This window comes from Clostridium amylolyticum, from assembly GCF_900142075.1.
Lineage (GTDB): Bacteria > Bacillota > Clostridia > Clostridiales > Clostridiaceae > Clostridium_AA > Clostridium_AA amylolyticum.
Window position 1 is genome coordinate 12,864 of record NZ_FQZO01000009.1, and the last position, 21,875, is coordinate 34,738.

Here is a 21,875-nt window from a genome sequence, read left to right on the forward strand (position 1 = left end):
AAACTGAAAACCATATAAATAAAACAATTTTTTATTGCATTGTTATAAACTTTGTGCTAATATTATTTTTGTACTTGCCGATGTGGCGGAACGGCAGACGCACACGACTCAAAATCGTGCGGGAAACCATATGGGTTCAAGTCCCATCATCGGCACCAAAAGAAATTTTAATCCCATTAACCATTGAAAACACTAAGTTTTGTGGTTAATGGGATTTTGTTTTGTGTGCAGTACATTTAATTAAAAACTTAATTTACTATTTATTTTTATAGTAGTCTTTTACGGGCCTTAATTCAATATCATATATTTCATAAGCGTTTGAATATTCTTCAAATGACAAAGGACCTATAACCTTATCATTGCTTAAATCTATAACCCAATACTTATTTGCTATTTTAGAATTTTCACGAGAATTTCTTTGCTCTGCAGAAATATAATTATTTGATATTCCTACTTTCTTTATAAAACTATTAATAATAATCATGCCACTTTTGTCTATTATACTATAGTCCTTGGAAGAAGATTTAATAAGAGTATAATTAAAACTTAGAGGTACTCTGGTATTACTGAAATCACCCTCATCTCCCCAAAATGACATGCTGAAAATTTTTATAATAACACCAATAATAATTAAAGAAATAATTGTTATCAAAGCATATTTATTTTTCATTATATTTTTCTCCTTTTCTCTATCAATTACACTAATACCCATATATGTTAATATACTATTGTAATATATTATTAATAATTAAAGAGGAAAAAATAACAATATGAACGCTCCCTTGTCTGGTCATCGGCACCAAAAGAGACTCAAATATTTTGAGTCTCTTTTTATTTTATAAACTTTAAGTTTAAGGAAGTAATTTAATTTATACCATATAATTCCAAGGCTTTTAGTATTAACTCAGAAATCATATTATAAAACTTATCTTCTTCATCAAAAAGTGTAATATTAATAATATAACTTTTTGTTAAAACATTCTTTATAATATAGTATTTTCCACCATCCTTTATCCCTTTATTATCAAAACCTTCTTTTTGAAATCCACTTAAAATAGAATTAATAAAATCTAAGCTTTCATTGAGCTTACTATAAACCAAAACTGAATTTTCCACACCACTCTCTATGTTTATAGATATAAACATATCCACCTTGGAGTGATTTGCCATTAAAACTCTTTTATAGATACTTTCCCCTAAATTATTTATTCCTTGAGGTGTACAGTATATTACAGTATGTCCTAAATGTCTTATTTTGTTAGAAATAATAGTAAATAACTCTGGGTTATGGGTATCAAAACCTATTTTCATTTTAAACCCCTTAAAATATTATTGCGCTAGGAAACCTTTATCGTATTATATTTTATTCTAAAAACTTCATAATGCTATTAAAAGTTATAATTTAATAAAATATGGAATATTCTAATATAAGAAAATAAGAGGTGATATGCATGAGAAGGTTTTTTAGATTATGCTTTATATTATTAATTTGCTTATTATTTAATGGATGTAAAATAAATTATTCAGAATATCCTAAAATAAGTGAAAAACCAAACATTAACTATTACACTTTATTATTAGCCTCAGAACTTAACGATAATGATAATTATAATGTATCTTTATTAGAAACTAACCTTTATAAAGAAGTTACTATAGACAAGGATGCCAAGGACACCATAATTAATTTTTTAAGCAGTTTAGAAGCTAATAATTTTATAAAATTAAAAGAAGAGATAAAAACTACTCCTGAATATAAATTTTTCATAAAAATTGATTCCAGAAAATATATAATAAATGTTTATAATGAAAATTTAATTTCAATACACCCTTGGGATGGAACATACAGTGAAGATTTTATATCTATGAATAACATACCAAAATCCTATAATCTTTATGGTCTTTGCAAATATATACTAAATAAAAATTAAAAATCGCTTTGGCGATTTTTTTGTTTAATTTTATAATTTATTCTCTTTCTTATTGTTAATAGTATCTTTGAAAGGATATAATTTTAATTATAGAGAGGTGAGAAATTTGAAGAAAAAATCAATTTTTAGCTACTATACTAAATTTACCAAAAGGATCTTAAGCTTAAGATTCTTAAGCAAACTTAATTTACATAAAAACATAATAGAAAATGCTATTAAAAGCAACAAATTCGTAAAAGAATTTGGAGATATTTTTTATAATGAGGATCTTAGCTGCAAAAATGTATGCAATCTTTTCATAATGGTATTCAATGATGGTTCTGAAGGTGACTTTCCAAATTGGTCCACAGATGAATGGCTACAATATATTTATGGATACACACTTTTTAAATCCTTTCCTGACTCCATAAGCATGGAAATCAACACTAAATTAAATAAGTACTGCGATTTTTATCTAAGGTTATTAATGATATTTAATGACTTTGAGAAAGAACTGAGCCTAGATACTTTTGTATCAAAATATCCTCTAACTTTTCTAACTGAAAAAGAAAAATTAGAACTGGAATATCCTGAAGAATACCTAAAATTCGTTAGTGCCTTTGAAAATGAAAATATCTATGAGCTAATGAAAATAAATAAAGAAATAACTGGATATAATACCTTAGATCATATTTGTGGAGTGCATTATCTCGCCCTAAATATTGCAAGGCAGCTAAAAGATAAAAATTTATCTGTAGATTTAGGCAGAGTTTCTGGTGCAGCTGCAGGTCACGATATAGGAAAATTCGGATGCAAAACTCAAGAAATTAAAAGGGTTCCATATTTACACTATTATTATACAGATAAATGGTTTCTTAAACATGGCATAAATTATATAAGAAATATAGCCATAAACCATTCCACCTGGGACTTAGAACTAGAAAACCTTCCTTTAGAAAGCTTGATACTCATATATTGTGACTTCAGAGTAAAAAATACAGAAAATCCACTGAATAACTCCATGAATATATTCTCATTACAAGATTCCTTCCAAATAATACTTAACAAACTAGACAATTTAGATGCCTCAAAGGAAAAAAGGTACAAGAATGTGTACTCTAAGCTTTTGGATTTTGAAAATTATTTAAAGAATATAGGTATAAATATAAATCCTTATTTAAAGGATTTCAATGAAAGCAGCTTATCTTCTTATAATAAAGAATATGCCCTTCTTCAAGGCAGTGAAATTACTAAAAGCATAAAGAACCTAGCCATTAATCATAACATAAGCCTAATGTATCATTTAAGGGATGAGTACTCCTTAGAGGGTATATTAGAGGTAGCACGCAGTGAAAAAGATTGGAAAAAGCTAAGGGAATATATTCGTATCTTTGAGGAGTATTCCACCTATTTAACCCAAAGACAAAAGATCCAAACCTTAAACTTTCTTTATGATAATCTAATACATCCTGAAGACGATATAAGAAGGCATTGTGCTGAAATAATAGGAAGCTTAATAGGTTATTTCGATGAAGATTACAGAAAAGAAATACCTAGTAATGTATCTTTACCCTCCTCTAATATAAACAGTTATACGCTATTTGATGAATACATAACTAAGCTTTTATATCCTTCACATAAAGTAATACCTCAGCATAGATACTGGATGGGATATAATTTAAGCCTGGTTTGCAAATCATTATTTAATAGTTCTAAAGGGGATTTTACCACTTATAGAGACATTTTAATCAAATATTTTGATACAAAAAGAATTAAAAATTCTGATATGCATTTATTTTTATTGGAATGCATTAAATATATCCCCCTTAAACCTCTAGACCATAATATTAATATATTAATAGATTTTATTTTTAACAGCATAAATAAAAAGAATACATCTATTAAACTTTGCGCTGTAGAAAGCTTAATTCACATACTTAAAACTATAGAAAATGATGAAAATCTTAATAATAGAGCGAGAAAACTACTGAAGGGAAATAATAATTTAACCCTGATTCCTGCTGAGCACTTTTTAATTAATAAGCTGAATTCAATAATTAATAAAGAGTCCTATAGTAAGTTTTCATACAATAAGAAACTTATTCCAAATATTTATTTAAACAATCTTAAAAGCGCTACAGAATGGGTGGTTAAAAAAAATAATATACTATTGCTTTTAGATTATACCTTAGAAAATCCTAATACAAATGCCTTACAAACAGCCATTCATTTTTGTAACATATTAAAGGTTAGCGCTGTAGAAAGTGTAAGGAATCAAGCTGGTACTGCCATCATTAAACTAATGCCTCACCTTAACAGCTTTGAAAAAAATGAAGTAGCCGTAGAGCTTTTAAGAGCCTTAGAAATTGAAGGTCACAAATTTACTGAATATATACCCATATATCTGGGTCAGGTTTTATTGTTTTTGGATGATAATGAATTAGAAGAAATCATAGATGACTTAATAATAAAAATTAAAATTGCTACCCCTAATGTAAAGACTTTAATATTAAAGACGGTTTCTATTACTTTGCAGTATTTAGTATCAAAAACTGACTTTAATGCTGTAACTAAAGAATCAAAGACTAAGTTTGTCAAGCTCTTAGGAATACTATTTAATGGTCTTGGAGATTATAACTCTCAGGTAAGCATGTCAGCTTTTTCATGCTTTGGAAAAGGAATATTTAACTCTTCTTTTCTTAACCTTGAAAAAAAACAATATATATATACACTAATAGCTAAAAAAATATTAAATTTAGTATCTAGGGACAAAGAAGATGATTTGTTACTGCTTTCCAACGCTGCTGCCTTAAATCATATATATAGATTTATATCAGATTATAACTTTCATCTTGGAGAGATTATCATTGAAACTCCAAAGAAAATAGCATTTTTCCCAGGAACCTTTGATCCTTTTTCCATTAGTCATAAGGAAATAGCATTAGCCATAAGAAATTTAGGCTATGAGGTTTATTTAGCTGTGGATGAGTTTTCTTGGTCTAAAAGAACTCTACCTAACCAAATAAGAAGGAACATAATAAATATGACTATGTCCAGTGAACTTAATATTTATATTTTTCCTGACAACCTTCCAATAAACTTATCTAATGCTAAAGATTTAAAAATACTAAGAGAGAGCTTTCCTCTTTCAGAAGTGTTTATTGTAATAGGTAGTGATGTAATATTAAATGCTAGTTCTTACAAACAATCGCCAAGCCTTAACACTATCCATAGCTTTTCCCACATAATAATAGATAGAGGAAAATATTCTGACCTTAAATATAAGTTTCAAGAAATAAAAGGTAATGTAGAAGTTATAAACCTCTCCACCAGGTATAAAGATATAAGCTCTACACAAATTAGAAATTATATAGATGATAGTAAGGATATATCCAGCCTCATAGACCCAATGGCTCAACAGTTTATTTATGAAAATGGTTTTTATCAAAAAGAGCCTCTAGATAAAAGTCACTTTATATCCCCTAAGCTGGAGACTGTGATATTAAATCATATAGAAAATGAACAGTTAATCCACATATGTAATGTTTTAGAGCTGGGGGATGAAGCTAAAAAATCTATACTTTTAAATAATTCAAATAATTCATCACGAATATTATTACTAAAAGAAATAGGTTCTGATGTTATATTAGGTTTATCACAATTTCATTGGACACGCTCCGAAATGTTATTTAAGGAGCTAAAAGACGTAGAAGCATCTCAAAATATAAGAGAAAACAGTTCAGGAAGATTAATCACTTTAGATGCTCTATTAGTAAAAAACTCTGATAAATCAAGATATTTTGAACAGCTTATCCTTTCAGAAACCTTGGCATATTGCTTATCTAGAGATTATCAGTATGCTATGTGCAACTTTAATAAAAAGATGCATAGTTTCCATTTACCTGAGCTACTAAAAAACTATGGATTTAAGGCTATTATTACCTCTAGGAAAGATATCGCCCTTTGGCTGGTTAATATGAGTACACCTTGTGTAATAAATTATGATATTGAGAACTTTATTAAAGAACCTTTTAAAAGTAATACAAAGGTGAAGCAAGGAATTTTACTTTCTAGAAACAAGCTCCAACAAGCTTTATGCAATTTATATCCTGGAGAGCTTATACTACCTATTGATAGCAATATGCTTCATTATGGTTTAATAAAAAAAATATGCACCTTAAATAAAGTGCCAATGAGTGAAAATACTCTTTCAATACCTGAAAAGGAAATCTTAAAAAATAAAACTTCATTAAATAAAACTAATTCAAAGGTATTGGGAGATTATATGTGTGTTCCTTATGGTGATATACTAGATAAATATGTAATACCAAACACAGTAACAAAAGCTCTCCATACTGAAAAATACTTTAATCCAGATATGGATAGTTTTAGGGTGGATGCCTCCCCATATTTCCTAAACCTTGCCAATCAAGTTAAGATGATTAAGTCTTTTAATAGATCAGTTATTTTAGTAGATACTATCTTGCATAAGGGATATAGGATGAAAGCTTTAGATCCTTTACTTAAAAAAGAAAACATCCATGTAGAAAAGATAATCGTAGGTATCTTATCCGCTAGAGGAAAGGATTTAATGGAGTTTCAAAATAGAGAAGTGGAATGCGTTTACTTCATCCCTAGGTTAAGATTATGGTTTAACGAAAGCTCCATGTATCCATTCATAGGTGGAGATGCTTTATGGAGAGGAAAGTTTCCTAAAAGGAATATAGTACCTTCCATTAATCTTATATTGCCCTATACCTCACCAACTTTCATTAGAGGCGCAAGTAAGGAAAGTATTTTTCAGCTTTCTAAAACCTCCATGGAAAACTCTATAGATATTTTGTCTACTATAGAAACAGTGTTTCATAAATTATATGAAAGAAATCTATCCATGCTTTCCTTAGGTCAAGTTATTACCATTCCTAGGTATCCTGACCATGGAAAAGATATGCACTTTGACTTTAATCTAACACCTACTCATTATCTTAAAAATGATTTAGAGCTTTTAAATAGGCTTAATTACATTATAAGGAGCTGATACTATGTATTTTTACAATATAGATAACCATATTGTAATATCTGAAGAGCTTATCCCTGATGCTCTAGAAATATCAAAAGAAGAGATTAATAATAGAAAAGATAATATATTTCTAGCTTATAAAAAGGATCCTTTAAAATATAGAAGTCTTTTTAAAATTGTAAATGAGGACATATTAAATTATGCTTCTGAAAATGTAAAACTCTTTCAAAGAGAAAAGAATCACTTAGAAAATTATCCTAATTGGCTTAAAAGTGCTATCCTAGAAGGAAGAGCATACTTTATAAATACTAGCTATCCTAATTGGCGTTGCTTTTTAGATAAAAGATATGAAAAAAAGAGATATAAAATCCATATAGTTGGACTAGGCGATGTAGGTGGAATATTAGCTACTGGTCTTAAGATACTTGGAAATAATATTATCTCTTCCCTAGGTGTTTATGATAAAGATGAAAATAAGGCTAAAAGATGGAAATATGAGCTTTCAGCTATAAAAGATGTTAATTCACTTAACTACCCAGAAGTGAAAGTGTTAGAGGAAGATGAAGTTTTTAATTGTGATATGTTTGTATTTTGTGTATCTGTGGGAGTGCCTGCCATTAATGCAGGAGTTAAAGATGTAAGAATGGCTCAATTTCAAGGAAATCAAAAGATCATTTCCTATTATGCCAAAAAAGCAAGAGAAAATAATTTTCAAGGGATTTTTGCAGTGGTGTCTGACCCTGTAGACTTACTTTGTAAAGCTGTGTTTCTAGAAAGCAATAAAAATTCTAAGGATGAAATGGACTTTAAGGGTATACCTTCACATAAAATACGTGGGTATGGTCTAGGTGTGATGAATTCAAGAGCCAGTTATTACGCAAAGGATGAAAATATCTATGGTAATTATGATACTGAAGGGAGGGTCTTTGGTCCTCATGGCGAAGGTCTTATAGTTGCTAATAGCATTAGTAACTATAGCCCTATTTTATCAGAAAAACTAACTGAAAAAACTAAAACCGCCAACCTTGAAGTTAGAGCCACAGGCTTTAAACCCTATATAGCTCCAGCTATTTCTTCAGGATCTATCTCCTTAATAGCTACTTTAAATGATAATTGGCATTATTCATGCACATTTCTAGGTGGTATATTTATGGGATGTAAAAGCCTTTATAGTAATTTGGGTACGGTTTTAGAAGATTATTATTTACCAGATTCTCTTTACCAAAAGCTTGTAGAAACCGAAAACTATTTGCATGATATATATTAAATAGTACTTAAACTATAATTGTTAACAAATATTAACAAAGGAAGAGAGGTGATTATATGAGTTTTAAGGTAGAGTTACACTGTCACTCTACTGCTTCGGATGGAAAGTTATCCCCTTCTGAATTAGTTGCTTTAGCTTATAAAAATAAAGTAAATATTCTAGCTTTAACGGATCACGATACCACTGAAGGTGTGGAAGAAGCTATTAATAGAGGTGAATTATTAGACATTAAGGTTATACCTGGTATTGAACTATCCACCATATATAATGATGAAAGTATACATCTATTAGGCTACTTTAAGGATGAAAGTTATAAAGATATAAGGTTTCAAAATTATCTTCAAGAATTAAAAGACTATAGAGTGTATAGAGCTAAGAAAATCATAGATAATTTAAAAATCTTTTTTCATATTAATCTAAGCTATGATGAAGTGTTTAAAATAGCTAATGGAGTAATTGCAAGACCTCACATAGCTAAAGCCATAATAGATGCTGGATACCCTTATAGCTGGGAATATATCTTTGATAACATCATTAGTAAAGATTCTCCAGCCTATGTTCATAATAAGAATATAATGCTAAAAGATGGTATAGAGCTTCTTAAATCAGTAAATGCAGTGGTTATCCTAGCTCATCCTATACTAATAAAAAATACACCCTTTAAAGAAATAGCAGCCTTTGATTTTCATGGTATAGAAGCGGTATACTATCAAAATACTCCAAAGGATACTGAGTACTTCATTAATTATGCTAGGGACCATAATTTACTCATAGCTGGAGGCTCTGACTTTCACGGTAATGGTAAAGGTGACTTAAAGCATGGACATCTTGGAGAAATATGCCCCAGCATAGAGGATATAAATGCTCTTCTTACAAAATTAGGATTAAATGAATAAACAAAACCCTTAAGGCATTTATTAAACATTTTGCCCTAAGGGTCTTTTCTTTTTTACTATGCTACTTTTCTATTTTCAATCTTATTCTTCTATTAGGAAAGCGTGGTATCCTTTAGTGGTTTCATATATATCCGCTTTACTTGCTACTTCCCATGGGGCATGCATGTTATGAAGGGCTACCCCACAATCTATAACTTCCATGCCATATTCTGCAAGGATATAAGCTATAGTACCACCACCGCCTTGGTCAACTTTTCCTAGCTCAGCTGTTTGCCATATTATATTATGTTTGTCCATTATTCTTCTAATATCAGCCATATACTCAGCATTAGCATCATTACATCCAGATTTTCCTCTTGCTCCTGTATATTTATTAAATACTATACCTCTTCCAAAGAAGGCTGCATTTTTCTTTTCCATCACAGAAGGATAATTTGGATCAAAAGCCGCACTTACATCGGAAGATAACATCTTAGAATTGGCTAAGCATCTTCTTAACTTCAATTCGTTATAGCAATTTCTTCTATCCATAATTTCTGCTACTACATTTTCAAAGAATTTTGACTGCATTCCTGTAGCTCCTACACTACCTATCTCTTCTTTATCCACAAAAATGGATACTAATGTTTTCTTAGGAGCTTCTATATCTAAAAGAGCTTCAAAGGATGTATATGCACAAATTCTATCATCATGACCATAAGCCATAATCATACTTCTGTCTAAACCATAATCTCTAGCTTTTCCAGCTGGAACTATCTCTAATTCTGCTGAAGTGAAGTCTTCTTCTACCACTCCATATTTTTCATTTAAAAGTTTTAGTATATTATATTTTACTTTTTCCTTTACATCTTTATCTTTTACTGGAATGCTACCCACTAAAATATTTAAGTCTTCTCCTTCTACCACCTTATCACCCTTTTTACCTAACTGGTCTTGGGATAAGTGTATTAATAAATCAGAAACTCCAATAACAGGATCATTATCCTCTTCTCCAATAACAATTTTAACTGTACTACCATCTTTTTTTGCAATAACTCCATGAATAGCAAGAGGAATAGTAACCCACTGATATTTTTTTACACCGCCATAATAATGTGTTTCCATTAATGCAAGATCAGCATCTTCATAAAGTGGATTTTGTTTTATATCTAACCTTGGGGAATCTATATGGGAACCTAAAATCCTCATTCCCTTTTCCATATCCTCAGTTCCTAGAATAAACATTATTAATCCTTTACCTTTGTTATTTGCATAAACTTTATCACCAGGTTTTAAACTGATATTATTTTCAATTATGCTTTGTAAATTCTTAAAACCGTTTTCTTCAGCTCTCTTAACAAATTCATCTACACATTCTCTTTCGGTTTTGCAAAGTGAAATAAATTCTTTATACCTCTCCCCTAATGCTTGTACTTCTTGAATCTCACCGTCACTATAGGTTTCCCAAGCATTTACTATTTCCTTTTTAATGTTACTGTCCATTTTATAGCCCTCCTTTTAATTTAGAATGATCTTATATTAATAATAATTCAATAAAATGAATTAAGTATAACAAAAATGGATTGAAAGCAGCACCTTCAATCTTATTCTGTCTCTTTCATTATTTTTTCCATTCTCCTATCTATGATGTCTACAGGTGACACATCAGACATTAAGCTATATCTATAATTTGCAGCCGCAGCTTCTATTATCACCGCTACATTCCTACCAGGCCTAATGGGTACTGTTATTTTTTTTACTTTTACATTTAATATATCTAGATAGTCATCATTTAATCCTAGCCTATCATAATTGCCATCATCTTTCCAATGTTCCAAATGTACCACTAAGGTGATGGTCTTATTGGGTAACACAGAGCTAAGTCCATACAAAGCTGACACATCTATTATGCCCATGCCCCTCACTTCTAACATTCCAAAGGTAATTTCAGGCGCAATCCCCTTTAATACCCCGTCAATTTCTTTAATATCTACAGCATCATCAGCTACTATTCTGTGACCTCTTTTTATAAGTTCTAATGCCGTTTCACTTTTACCTATGCCACTTTCCCCTGTAATAAGCATACCTATACCATATACATCTACTAATACACCATGTAATCTAGTTTCTGGTGCCATTTTATCAGCAAGATATATGGTAAGTTTACTCATAAATTTTGTAGTAATCATATGAGTTCTAAGCACCCAGGTTTTATTTTTTACAGCATTTTCTATCAAATCACTGTGAGGCTCTAAGCCACGTGTAATAATTAAACAACTTGTTTTAAAAGAAAAAAACTTTGTAAGTCTTTTTCTTCTTATTTCTGGAGACATATCATCTATAAAGCTCCATTCAGCTTTACCAATTACTTGTATTCTTTCAGGAGCAAAATAATTATAAAATCCTGCTAACTGAAGCCCAGGTCTATTTATATCAGAGACGTTAACACCTATGCCTTTCTCTCCTTGGACTAAAACCTCAAAGTCAAAGTCCTTTATTAATTTTTCTACGGTTACTGGCATTTTAATCTTCTCCTTGTACTAGTTTGAGTCTTTTCTTTCTATTCCTTGGAGCTGTGCTCTAAGATTACTTTTAACACTATCTATGTATATCTTTCTAAGCCTTTGTTGTTCTTCTTTTTCTTCTAAAGTTAAGCCTTCTTGTTGACTTTTTTTATAAAGAAAATTTATTTTTTCAATTACTCTTTCTATATCCATTTTATACTCTCCTCATTTTGTAAATCAAGTATTATTGTATCTTTCTAACGTTGAAATATCAACTATTAATAATTATTATGGTTTTTCTGATACAATTCGTCATGGTTAATATTATAAAATAATGTACTTTCAACATTATAAGCCATTTTACATATTTTTACATATTCATAAATTATATAAATTTAATTGTATTTTATATAATCCTACACTTTTATGTAGCATCTTGACGCATAAATGTTTTTTCTTTCTTTGCCAACATTTGCTAGAATATACTTAACAAAGCTAAAATCTAACGAGTACAAAGGAGGTAACTAATGAGCTTAAATTACTTAAAATACAAAATAAAATTAAATAGAAAAGTAATATATTTTCTCTTAGAATTCCTAGAACCTTCTAACAAATATGTAGTACGTTGCAGCCAAAACTTAGACAAATTAATAGTAGAATACCAAATTGCAGCTATAAGTGCTAATCATAAAAGCATTTTAAAAAACAACCATGAGAAAAAATCTTTCCATGAAAAAAAACTTAAAAAAACATTCAAAAGAAAGAAACTCAAGAGAGTTTCTTAGTAAATTAAAAATTGCCTCACAAAAGTGAGGCAATTTAATAAACTATTTTTATCCCAACATGCCGTCACGCCCATAAATTCATACCTGCACTTAGCAGGTGGGTTTTTCTCATCTTACTTCTGCCTACTACATCTAATAACCTGTGCAGCTTGACATCTGTAAAAATGTTGAAAATCCCGTATCAATTCTGTAGGTTGAATACTACAAGCTTCGCGGACATCTCAGGATTTATATTTTTATTATAGCATATATTTTTAATTTTTCAAGTTCAAAACTAAAGTCCAATTTCTTCTAATACTTCTTCTATATCCATATCTTCATTATTAGAGAATGCTAATATAAATTCATTGAACCCATAATTATTCATGTCTATTTCATAAGATACAAATTGAGCTTGTATCTCGAAGTTTTCCATAACTTCTTCTAAAATTTGTCCTACATTATCTACTGCTATGTCGCTGAGATAAGGTAAAAAGAATTCATCGAACCACTCTTTACTTTCTGCTTCATAATCGCTCTCGTCAGAGGAATAAGCTTTTGCTGCTTTAATTTCATCTTCATCAAAGTCATAAAAAGCCCTAAGTACTAAAGCTTCCCCGGAATATTCTATTTCTTCTACTTCGGAAAATTCACTATCTAATAAATATTGTTTTATAGCATTTTTATCCATTATATCGCTAATCAAAAAAGATTAGCTACACCTCCTCTTATTTATCTTTTTTATAGAGTAAATCTTTATATTCCTTTTTAACAAGGATAAATTCTTCATCATCTTCCACTAAGTTATATTCTGTGTTACCCTCTACATTATCCACTCTAAATACAAAGGCATCCTCTTCTGATCCTTCTAATGGTGCAAGTATAAGATATTCTATTTCACCTAAATAAATTCTAGCTACAGCCTCGAACTCTACAGTATTCCCCTCTTCATCTTTAAACTTCATTATCTCCCTATCATCCACAAAATTCTCTTCCTTTCAATATATTCTATTTGTTTATGATATTACCATAAAATATATATTATATTCAATATTTATTATTTCTATATGGATAGAAAATAATAAATTGTAAAAGTTTAAGTTACCGTAACATTTTAACATAAAGACTAAAACAATCCAATATATAAATTAAAGATTTGCAGGCTGTGATTATTCAAAGTCCTTTATTAGTACTGAAGGTGTATCTTTATATATTATATATTCCTCATGAAGTGCTCTTGTTAAGGCTACATAAAGAAGCTTAATATCTTCTTCATTGAGAGTATAATTTTTGTCACTACAATCATATATGATGGTAGCATCAAATTCTAACCCCTTAGTCATATAACATGGTATTATCATATTATTCATATTTATATCCTTATGATTATCCCCTATAGTCTCCCAGGTATATTTACTGTACTTACTTAAATTATCCTTAAGCTGTTTGCAATCTTTTTTAGTCTTACAAATTATGGCCACGCTATTTTTCTCTGATGTATGAATATTATCTACTATAGAATCAATGACTTCAGCCATATTTTTATAACTTACAAATTTAATTACCTCAGGCTTTTTACCATGTCTAAGTACTGGTATAGCAGGTTCAATTTCATTTTCCTGCTTTAATAGTACCTTATTAGCTAAATCTATTATTTCAATGGTAGATCTATAACTTTGTGTAAGTGGCATATATGTAGCATTACCCTGAAATATATCTTTTATAACTTTGTTCCAAGAATTTATTCCTTTATAAGAATATATACCTTGACCTATATCTCCTACTATGGTTAATGAGTTTAAATTTGTGAAATACTTCAATAAGAAAAGTTCAAAAAAACTATAATCTTGTGCCTCATCAATTACTATATGAGAAAACTTATCTTTATCATTTATACCTTGAAAAACAATCTGTAAATAAAGTAGTGCGCATAAATCTTCACTATCTATTATTCCGCTTTGAAGATTATCATTGAAGGTTTTTTTCATATAATCAGCTAAAGCCTTGGGTATTTTACCAGCAGTAACTTCATTAAACACTTCCTCTTCATTGTAAAACCTATTATACAAGTCTATTACATCAATGTTATCCCATTTAAAAAAGTAATCATTGAAGTCCTTTATTATATTTTCTTTTAGGGTAGCCTTTGATTTATCTCTTTCATTATATAAATCTATAAGCTTCTTTCTTCTTTCTACTCCATCTTCCATTATTCTCTTTGTTCTAGCAATGCTGTACTCATATTGGAAATCGGTTTTTTCTTGTATTTCTTTTATCCTATTATCTAATTTAGCTGTTAAATACCTCTTTATTTCTTCTTTTCTCTTTTTTAATGAGAGATGGCTTAAATCTTTAAAAAACAATCTTTTTATTTCTTTGCCCTCAAAAAGTACAGTGTTTTGAGAAATCATATCTTCATTAAATCCACTGGTTCTTTCCACAATTTTTATAAGCCTATCCATCATAGTTTTATATGTTAGTGAACCCTTTACTTTACTTGCATTTACTACAAACTTGTACTCTTCACTTTGTCCATTTTCCAATATCCAAGATAATTTTTTATCTTTTGAATACACTTTTAATTTTATCCCTAATACCTCTTTTGCTAAGGTTTCAAAAGTACATTGTTTAACATTTTCTACTCCTAAACTTGGCAATAAATCAGATATGTAGTCCAAAAATATCATATTTGGAGCTACCACCATAATATCTTTTCCTTGAAGGGTGTTCCTATATCTATATAATAGGTATGCTAATCTATGAAGAGCTACAGTGGTTTTTCCCGAACCCGCTGCCCCTTGTACTATTATAGGGATATTTTTCTCAGCTCTTATAATCTCATTTTGTTCTTTTTGTATAGTGGCCACCACATCTTTAAGCTTTTTCCCAGTACTAGCTTCAAGATTAATCTTCAAAAATTCATCTACTAACGCTTCTTCCCCTGAAGCAGATTTAATTATAATTTCATTTAAGCCTTCATCAAATATATCTAAAATATTATCATCTTTATATAAAAACTTTCTTTTCAGTGAAAGCTCTCCGCTTACAATACCTGATGGTGCCTTATAGTATGACTCTCCTTGAGTTCCACTATAATACAAATCTGCAATAGGAGCTCTCCAATCAATAACTATTTCATCTCCTGTGTTCTCATCTCCTAAAGAAAATTTTCCAATGTATATAGATTCCTGGATACTTTTATATTCTCGAAAATCAATTCTTGCAAAGTAAGGTTGGGCTATGGATTCATTATAATTATTATAGTTTTTATCAGCAATGCTATATATACCCTTAATAGTTTCTAGTTCTTCACTATAACTTCCCCTAGAAGCTTTTTTTAGTTCCTTTAACTTAGTTTCTAACTTTCCTCTGTGATCTTTTAATATTTCTATTTTATCTTTAACCCATGTGCGAACAAATATTAGATGTTCTCTCTCTTCCTTAAGTTGTTTTTCCTTTGAATTCATACTATGCACCTCCATTCTGGCTATACCACAAAATATAATTATAAATTTACTATAAAAATATGTCAATTAAGTTTATAACTTATACATATACTTTATTATAGAAATAAAATAATGAAGGTGATAAAATGAATATTCTCATTACTGGTGCTAAGGGTAATCTAGGAGAGTATATGTCAAGATATTTTAGCAAGGACAATCATGTTATTTCCTTAGGGAAAAATGAGTTAAATGTTTTAGAAAGAGAAAAGCTATTCAATACCATAAAATTAATTAATCCTAATATAATTATTCATAATGCCGCCATAAATGATATTGATTTTTGTGAGAAGGATGAACATGCCGCTTATACTACAAATACTATAGGTACATTGAATGTAGCCTATATATGTTCTCATCTTAATATACCTATCATCTATATATCTTCAAGTTATGTATTTAACGGTAAAAAAAAGAGCCCTTACTATGAAACTGACTTTTGTGAGCCCATTAACACCTTTGGAAAAACTCATTAGAACTGTATGCAAAAAATATTTTATAATAAGAACCAGTTGGGTTTTTGGTGGTACGGATTGTTATATAAAAAAACTTCTTAATAACCCCTCTAAAATAATTATGAGCAATTTAGAAATAATTAATCCTACTTATATAAAAGATTTATGTTACTCTATAAACAAAATAATGAAAACAGATTTTTACGGTATTTATAACTGCGTTAATGACAACTATTGCACGAAAAAGGATGTGCTTCAGTATATTTTAGAAATAAATGGCATAGAAAAGAAAGTAGTAAGTTTACCGGAAACCTATTTAGATACTATAACACCCAGGCCCTCTTTTAATGCATTAAATACTTCCTTAATTAATAATTGCTTTGATATTCATTTGCCCTCTTGGCAAGAAAGGGTAAATGAGTATTGTGGTATATCATTAAAATAATAAAGCTTCCCTAGGGAAGCCGTTATTTATTGATAGATATATTCTCATAAAATTTTTTTCCTGTAGCTTTAGATAAAGTGTTAGATAATGCATAGGTGATAGTACCATCTATACCATGATGAATTACAGTTCCTAAAGCCACTACCACTAAAAGCTTGTATAAGTTTAATCCATACCAAGGAAGCACAGCTAAGAGCTCTAACCCTCCATGTATGGGGGCAGTTATGGCAATTATTGTAGGGAAGCTTATACCTTTCTTAAAAAGTTTTGCTCCAACAAAACCTACCACTATATGGGTAGAAGCTCTGGCTACTATCCAAGGAGCACTCCCTGCTAGGAAAAATCCTAATGTAGAACCAACACCTACTATTAATGCAGAAAAAGGTGAAATCATCATAGATAGAAATAAAGGTAAATGAGATAATATAGTTGCAGAAAATGGTCCTATTTCTAACCTTAAAAATCTAAATTGAATTGGTATAACTATAGATATAGCTATTAATAATGCAGAATAAGTTAATATTTTTATGTTGTTTTTCATTTTAACCCCTCGCTTTACTTCTGTATATACACCAGTATATACTCATACTTCTTTGTTGTAAATATATAAAATAAAAAAGCTGTATTAAAATAGAGATTTTTTCTATTTTAATACAGCTGCTATTTATTAATTTATTATATCAATACTGCCATTGCTATTTATTAGAGTAATATTAGCCTTCCCATCACCGATCTTCCCTTTAAGTGAATTTTTGTTTTCATCAGTATTAACCTGTAGATTAAAATCATTTTTTATACTTCCAAATTTTGTTTCACCATTAAAAGTACCCTGTTGTGTTTTAGGAAGCCTTACTGTTATTTTACCAAAATTACTAGTAACTTTTAAGTTATAATTAATAACTTCATTACTACTAAAATTTACAGAACCATTAGCATTGTCTATGGTGGTATCACCTTTAATATTTGAAGCTTTTACAGCTCCAAACTTACCCTGCAATTCTGCCTTACCGCTTATATTATCTACATTTATTTCCCCATTACTATTATCTATCTTTATATTTCCTACAATATCAAAGCATTCTGTAGCCCCAAATTTGTTATCTACAGATACATTTCCTTTAACCTCTTGTACCGTTACCTTACCAGCTGAACTGTCTACCTTAACTTCGGCAGAAATACCCTTTATAATAGTTACTCCAAATTTATTATCAATTTCTAATGGGATATTATTAGGCACTTTAATTATATAATCCACTGAAACAAAATTTATGTTGTTTTTAGAAAAACTGCTTAAGTGATTTATACTAAGCACTTTTTTATCATCGATGTTTATTATATTATCCTCGTTCTCCAAAGAAGAATTCTTATGGTTACCTTTTAAATTTACTACTGCATCTATAACTATCTTATCATTTTCTGACTTTTCAATCACTATCTTTCCTACAGCATCATTGATTTTAATTTTTTCCCTATTATTACCCTCTAACTCATAATGTTTACTATATGATATTGAGTTTTTAAAAGGTATAGATATATCCTTTCCTAAAAAATTCAACCCATATGCTACCCCTTTATTAACAATTTGAGCTGATGCCATAAATATCATTATTAGTATAATTACTAGTATACTTATACCATCAAACTTAACCTTCGTATTTTCCTTTTTGGGCATTAAAGAATATATCAGTACCTCTATACCCAGCATAATGAGAATTATGGGCCACCATTTAAATAATGTGGACACAAGAGGAATTCCCGTAATAGTAGAATAAATCCATATAACCCCCATTAATATAAGTAAAATTCCTAGAGAAGTAGTGCCTACTTTCCATTGGCGCATATACTTTATACCTTCTTTCTAAACTTATTTGATACAATTAGCTTAACACCTAAAAATATTAATACTAAGGATAATATTCCTTCTTTTAAATAGGAATAAATTTCTCTTAATATTCTTTCATCTACAAATTCAAAGGCAATTCTATTACCAATTATTAGAATTCCACTTAGGATAAGAATCACTCCAATATACAGCATATAGGAATTTTTAAATTTACTAAAACCACTTTCCATATAAGTTTCAATTTTCCCTTCAGTGTCTGTACTTTTTGTATATTCTGATAAATTCATGATACTATATAATATTATTAAAGCCAATACTAGTGATAATATTTGAAAAGGAAGAATAGCATTTAAAATGTATACTAATAAGAATAATGATAATATCCTATATCCTTTTTCATCTCTTCCTAGATAAATATGCCCTAAACCTGGCACTATACATAATATTATAGCTAAAGTTTTTTTGTTCTCACCGTTATGCAGTTCTTCATAATCTTTATCTATACCTTTCTCCATATTATTTCTTATAAGGAAAGCATCATAAATAGAGTATAGGTATAATAAAACCAAAGCAAAGTGAATTATTTCATTATAAGGTCGTCCAATATTGCTAAACAAATAGCTATTATGATAATTATTGGTGAAGCTCTCTAAAAAAATAAAGCTTATAAATGAGAATAAAAATAGAAGTCCTCGGGTAGGAGCACCCAAATACAAGTGACCCCCACCTGGTATTATAGAAAATATAAATGTTTTAAACTTACTTAAACGCATACTTTTCTCCCCTTATTTTATATTTATAATATAATATTATAGGAAGAATCTTAATATTTATTAACTATATATCTTAATAATTTCTTAAAAAGGTATAGATGTAAACATCTATACCTTTTTAACCTTATCAGTTATTATTAATATTTATTAAAAGCATTTTTAATATAAAAATGTTTTTACGTATATCCTTTTCATCACTGTAAACATACATAGCACATTGTGACTTTTCACTTTTTATTACTCCATAAATAATGGTTTTATCCTGGTTATTAAGTGTCTCTAACTGATATATTTTAGCTTTTCCTATGGCAGTATTTATGTCCTCTACATACTTATAATCTTTTAAATCTATTTTCTTAGCTTCCTGAATAAATCCGCCGGTTAAGATATCTCCCTTATAAAATTCCAAGTTATTATTTTTATTGCTACTGCTTTTAAATGTCCAATCCTTAGGCAAATCCATAGAATAATTACATCCATCTATAGAAAACTTATAAGTTTCTTTTATTGTAGCATTAACAGTAATTTGAGTAAAAATAATTATCAAAATCATCATTAAAGCGCACTTTGTTTTTCTCACTATTTTCATCCCTTCTATATTTTAACAATAGTATATACATAATATTATTAATTAATACAAAAAGCCCCCATTTTTTTATGGGGACTTTTTCTATTACTTGATATTAATTTTATAAGGTGCCATAGCTTTTCTAAAAGATGCATAATCTAGCTTACTGGTGTCAACTTTTTTATCATCAAAGATAAATTCTTTCATAATTTTGGCATTTTGCTCTTTATCCATTATAAAGACCCAGCCTTTATTACCATATACGCCCCCCCAAGAAATCTGCTCAAGGGGTATTGATAGACTTTCTATGTTTGTATTATTTATAGAATAAGTAGTATAAGCTAAATTTAATATTGTGCTCATTCCTAAATTCGTTTTAATATAAGGAAATATACTAGATAAAATTGATGGATATTTTAAAGGATTGGTAGACTTTAATTTATCCACTAATTTAGATACTACAAGTCTCTGTCTCTCATCTCTTTCATAAGTAGTACCATTTCCAACTTTCCTTATCCTAGAAAAACTTAGACTCTGAGAACCATTTAGATGCTGATCTCCTGGTTTTTTAATAAAATCACTTTCACTTCCTCCAGCATCCAAAATATATTTATTAATTTCATTAATTTCATAGTCCTTTATTTCAACATCTATACCGCCTATAGCATCTATAATATTCTTAAAACCATCAAAATTAATAATAACATAATTATCAATTTTTAATTTAAAGTTCAGCTCAAGTGTTTTTTCTAAAAGTCTAGCTCCACCATAAGCAAAAGCTCCATTTATTTTTTGTTGAGAATGCCCTGGTATATTTACATAAGAATCTCTCTGTACGGAAGTTGTTTTAATTTTTTTATGCACATTATCTATGGTAAGTATCATTATACTATCTGACCTTGAAGTATCATCACCTGGCCTTGCATCGCTTCCAATGAGGAGTATATTGGTAATACCCTTTACCTCTTGTAAATTCAACTTTTCTCCATTTTCATCTTTTTCTTCATCAATATTGGAGATAGTATTGGGTTCTTGAGCCACATGAGAATCCCTATAAAAAGCATATATATAATAACCTACAAACGACGATATTAATAGTAAAAAAACTAATAAAATTATTATTACAATATTTCTTTTTTTCATATTGACTTCCTCTTTCTATATCTCAATATTATCTATAAAATTAATGTTACTCGAAATTAAGTAAATTTTCAATTGATATATAAATATTACCATTATATTATTCGAATTAAAACTAAAATAGACTTAAATTTTAAATAAATTTTAAAAGCTGCCTTTCGGCAGCTTTTAAGCTCTCTCTTCTATCATTGACTTAACTTTCATAAGCCTGGTTAATGCGCCTCTTTCATTTTCATCCAGCTTCATTCTAATATATTTAATAGTTTCCTGAAGCTGTGGTATAGTCATATACTCTAAGGCATTAACCCTTCTTCTTGTCTTTTCAATTTCATCAGCCATAAGCTGACAAGCTTTTTCTACCTCAGCTAGTTCTAATAGCCTGGGTAATATATCATATAACTTTCTAATAGCATCATCCAAATCAGATGAGGTATTAGCAAAACCATAAGGATAAATACTACCTTCGTCTCCCTCTAATTTCCTTTTAAAGTTCATAACAGGGACATTTACGCTCATAATATTTTTTTTAGATACCTCTACATCTATATGCTCCTTTGGCATAGCTATAGCCTCTTCTAGGAACTCAGAGCTCATAACAGCTCTAGCCATAACAAAATCTTTTAGAGAATCTTGCAGTTCCTCTTCAACGGATTTTCTGAGTTTATTATTATGTTTAACCATATTAATAAATTGTCTCATAAGCTCATCTTGTTTATCCTTAAGAAGCTTATGACCTCTGGTAGCTGTGGCTAATCTCTTTTTGAGCCTTGTGAGTTCCATCCTGGTTGGATTCACATTTAGCTTTGCCATA

19 protein-coding genes, 1 tRNA gene, 1 other RNA gene and 1 pseudogene are annotated in these 21,875 nt (G+C 29.4%); 7 read left to right on the top strand and 15 right to left on the bottom strand.

Annotated features, from left to right (window positions below):
- Positions 1-76: 76 nt before the first annotated feature.
- A tRNA-Leu gene (locus BUA82_RS16955) sits at positions 77-158 on the top strand.
- A 98-nt stretch (positions 159-256) separates the two neighbouring features.
- On the opposite strand, the gene BUA82_RS16960 is transcribed toward BUA82_RS16955, so the two are convergent.
- Positions 257-670, bottom strand: a complete 414-nt coding sequence (locus BUA82_RS16960) for a hypothetical protein (RefSeq protein WP_073011117.1) — start codon at positions 668-670, stop codon at positions 257-259.
- Positions 671-864: 194 nt separating this feature from the next.
- Positions 865-1,311, bottom strand: a complete 447-nt coding sequence (locus tag BUA82_RS16965) for an N-acetylmuramoyl-L-alanine amidase CwlD (protein WP_073011119.1) — start codon at positions 1,309-1,311, stop codon at positions 865-867.
- A gap of 140 nt (positions 1,312-1,451) precedes the next feature.
- Here BUA82_RS16965 and BUA82_RS16970 point away from each other — a divergent pair, with 140 nt between their 5' ends.
- The 4 genes from BUA82_RS16970 to BUA82_RS16985 all read left to right on the top strand — a co-directional run bounded on the left by BUA82_RS16970 (position 1,452) and on the right by BUA82_RS16985 (position 9,090).
- Complete coding sequence (locus BUA82_RS16970; RefSeq protein ID WP_073011122.1) at positions 1,452-1,928, top strand: DUF4883 family protein; 477 nt, start codon at positions 1,452-1,454, stop codon at positions 1,926-1,928.
- 106 nt (positions 1,929-2,034) lie between these two features.
- Positions 2,035-6,945 carry a cytidyltransferase gene (locus BUA82_RS16975; RefSeq protein WP_073011125.1) on the top strand — a complete coding sequence of 1,637 codons (4,911 nt, stop codon included), beginning with the start codon at positions 2,035-2,037 and terminating at the stop codon, positions 6,943-6,945.
- 4 nt (positions 6,946-6,949) lie between these two features.
- A complete protein-coding gene (locus tag BUA82_RS16980) occupies positions 6,950-8,194 on the top strand; it encodes a lactate/malate family dehydrogenase (protein WP_073011128.1) in 1,245 nt (414 codons plus the stop codon).
- Between the two features lie 56 nt (positions 8,195-8,250).
- Positions 8,251-9,090: a PHP domain-containing protein gene (locus tag BUA82_RS16985; RefSeq protein ID WP_073011131.1), complete on the top strand. Its 840-nt coding sequence runs from the start codon at positions 8,251-8,253 to the stop codon at positions 9,088-9,090.
- Positions 9,091-9,171: 81 nt separating this feature from the next.
- Here BUA82_RS16985 and BUA82_RS16990 read toward each other — a convergent pair whose 3' ends face one another.
- From BUA82_RS16990 to BUA82_RS17000, 3 genes are all read right to left on the bottom strand, one after another.
- Positions 9,172-10,572, bottom strand: coding sequence for an aminopeptidase (locus tag BUA82_RS16990; RefSeq protein ID WP_073011134.1), 1,401 nt, complete (start codon positions 10,570-10,572; stop codon positions 9,172-9,174).
- Positions 10,573-10,673: 101 nt separating this feature from the next.
- Complete coding sequence (gene hprK / locus BUA82_RS16995; protein ID WP_073011137.1) at positions 10,674-11,591, bottom strand: HPr(Ser) kinase/phosphatase; 918 nt, start codon at positions 11,589-11,591, stop codon at positions 10,674-10,676.
- Between the two features lie 18 nt (positions 11,592-11,609).
- Complete coding sequence (locus BUA82_RS17000; protein WP_073011141.1) at positions 11,610-11,786, bottom strand: DUF896 domain-containing protein; 177 nt, start codon at positions 11,784-11,786, stop codon at positions 11,610-11,612.
- 314 nt (positions 11,787-12,100) lie between these two features.
- Here BUA82_RS17000 and BUA82_RS17005 point away from each other — a divergent pair, with 314 nt between their 5' ends.
- Positions 12,101-12,358 (top strand): aspartyl-phosphate phosphatase Spo0E family protein, encoded by a 258-nt coding sequence (locus tag BUA82_RS17005; protein ID WP_073011144.1) that lies wholly within the window; start codon positions 12,101-12,103, stop codon positions 12,356-12,358.
- A 46-nt stretch (positions 12,359-12,404) separates the two neighbouring features.
- Here BUA82_RS17005 and ssrS read toward each other — a convergent pair.
- The 4 genes from ssrS to helD all read right to left on the bottom strand — a co-directional run bounded on the left by ssrS (position 12,405) and on the right by helD (position 15,804).
- Positions 12,405-12,589, bottom strand: a non-coding RNA gene (ssrS, locus tag BUA82_RS17010) — 6S RNA.
- Between the two features lie 43 nt (positions 12,590-12,632).
- Positions 12,633-13,043, bottom strand: coding sequence for a hypothetical protein (locus BUA82_RS17015; RefSeq protein ID WP_143148654.1), 411 nt, complete (start codon positions 13,041-13,043; stop codon positions 12,633-12,635).
- Between the two features lie 22 nt (positions 13,044-13,065).
- Positions 13,066-13,320, bottom strand: coding sequence for a DUF1292 domain-containing protein (locus BUA82_RS17020; protein ID WP_073011148.1), 255 nt, complete (start codon positions 13,318-13,320; stop codon positions 13,066-13,068).
- Between the two features lie 186 nt (positions 13,321-13,506).
- Positions 13,507-15,804: an RNA polymerase recycling motor HelD gene (gene helD / locus BUA82_RS17025; RefSeq protein ID WP_073011150.1), complete on the bottom strand. Its 2,298-nt coding sequence runs from the start codon at positions 15,802-15,804 to the stop codon at positions 13,507-13,509.
- Positions 15,805-15,974: 170 nt separating this feature from the next.
- On the opposite strand from helD, the pseudogene BUA82_RS21270 reads away from it, so the two are divergent.
- Positions 15,975-16,740: pseudogene (locus tag BUA82_RS21270) on the top strand (SDR family oxidoreductase).
- A 22-nt stretch (positions 16,741-16,762) separates the two neighbouring features.
- Here BUA82_RS21270 and BUA82_RS17035 read toward each other — a convergent pair.
- The 6 genes from BUA82_RS17035 to BUA82_RS17060 form a co-directional block, all read right to left on the bottom strand.
- Positions 16,763-17,281: an ECF transporter S component gene (locus tag BUA82_RS17035; protein WP_073011151.1), complete on the bottom strand. Its 519-nt coding sequence runs from the start codon at positions 17,279-17,281 to the stop codon at positions 16,763-16,765.
- A gap of 126 nt (positions 17,282-17,407) precedes the next feature.
- On the bottom strand, positions 17,408-18,580 hold the full coding sequence (locus BUA82_RS17040) for a LiaF transmembrane domain-containing protein (RefSeq protein WP_073011152.1): 1,173 nt from the start codon (positions 18,578-18,580) through the stop codon (positions 17,408-17,410).
- Positions 18,581-18,585: 5 nt separating this feature from the next.
- A complete protein-coding gene (locus BUA82_RS17045) occupies positions 18,586-19,356 on the bottom strand; it encodes a hypothetical protein (RefSeq protein WP_073011156.1) in 771 nt (256 codons plus the stop codon).
- Positions 19,357-19,483: 127 nt separating this feature from the next.
- A complete protein-coding gene (locus BUA82_RS17050; RefSeq protein ID WP_073011159.1) occupies positions 19,484-19,936 on the bottom strand; it encodes a hypothetical protein in 453 nt (150 codons plus the stop codon).
- 93 nt (positions 19,937-20,029) lie between these two features.
- Positions 20,030-21,067: an LCP family protein gene (locus BUA82_RS17055; protein ID WP_073011162.1), complete on the bottom strand. Its 1,038-nt coding sequence runs from the start codon at positions 21,065-21,067 to the stop codon at positions 20,030-20,032.
- Positions 21,068-21,232: 165 nt separating this feature from the next.
- Positions 21,233-21,874, bottom strand: coding sequence for a V-type ATP synthase subunit D (locus BUA82_RS17060; protein WP_073011165.1), 642 nt, complete (start codon positions 21,872-21,874; stop codon positions 21,233-21,235).
- Between the last annotated feature and the right edge of the window lies 1 nt (position 21,875).

Coding starts and splice junctions, on each gene's coding strand:
- BUA82_RS16960 (WP_073011117.1), bottom strand. CDS start 670: ATGAAAAATAAATATGCTTTGATAACAATTATTTCTTTAATTATTATT.
- BUA82_RS16965 (WP_073011119.1), bottom strand. CDS start 1,311: ATGAAAATAGGTTTTGATACCCATAACCCAGAGTTATTTACTATTATT.
- BUA82_RS16970 (WP_073011122.1), top strand. CDS start 1,452: ATGAGAAGGTTTTTTAGATTATGCTTTATATTATTAATTTGCTTATTA.
- BUA82_RS16980 (WP_073011128.1), top strand. CDS start 6,950: ATGTATTTTTACAATATAGATAACCATATTGTAATATCTGAAGAGCTT.
- BUA82_RS16985 (WP_073011131.1), top strand. CDS start 8,251: ATGAGTTTTAAGGTAGAGTTACACTGTCACTCTACTGCTTCGGATGGA.
- BUA82_RS16990 (WP_073011134.1), bottom strand. CDS start 10,572: ATGGACAGTAACATTAAAAAGGAAATAGTAAATGCTTGGGAAACCTAT.
- hprK (WP_073011137.1), bottom strand. CDS start 11,591: ATGCCAGTAACCGTAGAAAAATTAATAAAGGACTTTGACTTTGAGGTT.
- BUA82_RS17000 (WP_073011141.1), bottom strand. CDS start 11,786: ATGGATATAGAAAGAGTAATTGAAAAAATAAATTTTCTTTATAAAAAA.
- BUA82_RS17005 (WP_073011144.1), top strand. CDS start 12,101: ATGAGCTTAAATTACTTAAAATACAAAATAAAATTAAATAGAAAAGTA.
- helD (WP_073011150.1), bottom strand. CDS start 15,804: ATGAATTCAAAGGAAAAACAACTTAAGGAAGAGAGAGAACATCTAATA.
- BUA82_RS17035 (WP_073011151.1), bottom strand. CDS start 17,281: ATGAAAAACAACATAAAAATATTAACTTATTCTGCATTATTAATAGCT.
- BUA82_RS17040 (WP_073011152.1), bottom strand. CDS start 18,580: ATGCGCCAATGGAAAGTAGGCACTACTTCTCTAGGAATTTTACTTATA.
- BUA82_RS17045 (WP_073011156.1), bottom strand. CDS start 19,356: ATGCGTTTAAGTAAGTTTAAAACATTTATATTTTCTATAATACCAGGT.
- BUA82_RS17055 (WP_073011162.1), bottom strand. CDS start 21,067: ATGAAAAAAAGAAATATTGTAATAATAATTTTATTAGTTTTTTTACTA.
- BUA82_RS17060 (WP_073011165.1), bottom strand. CDS start 21,874: ATGGCAAAGCTAAATGTGAATCCAACCAGGATGGAACTCACAAGGCTC.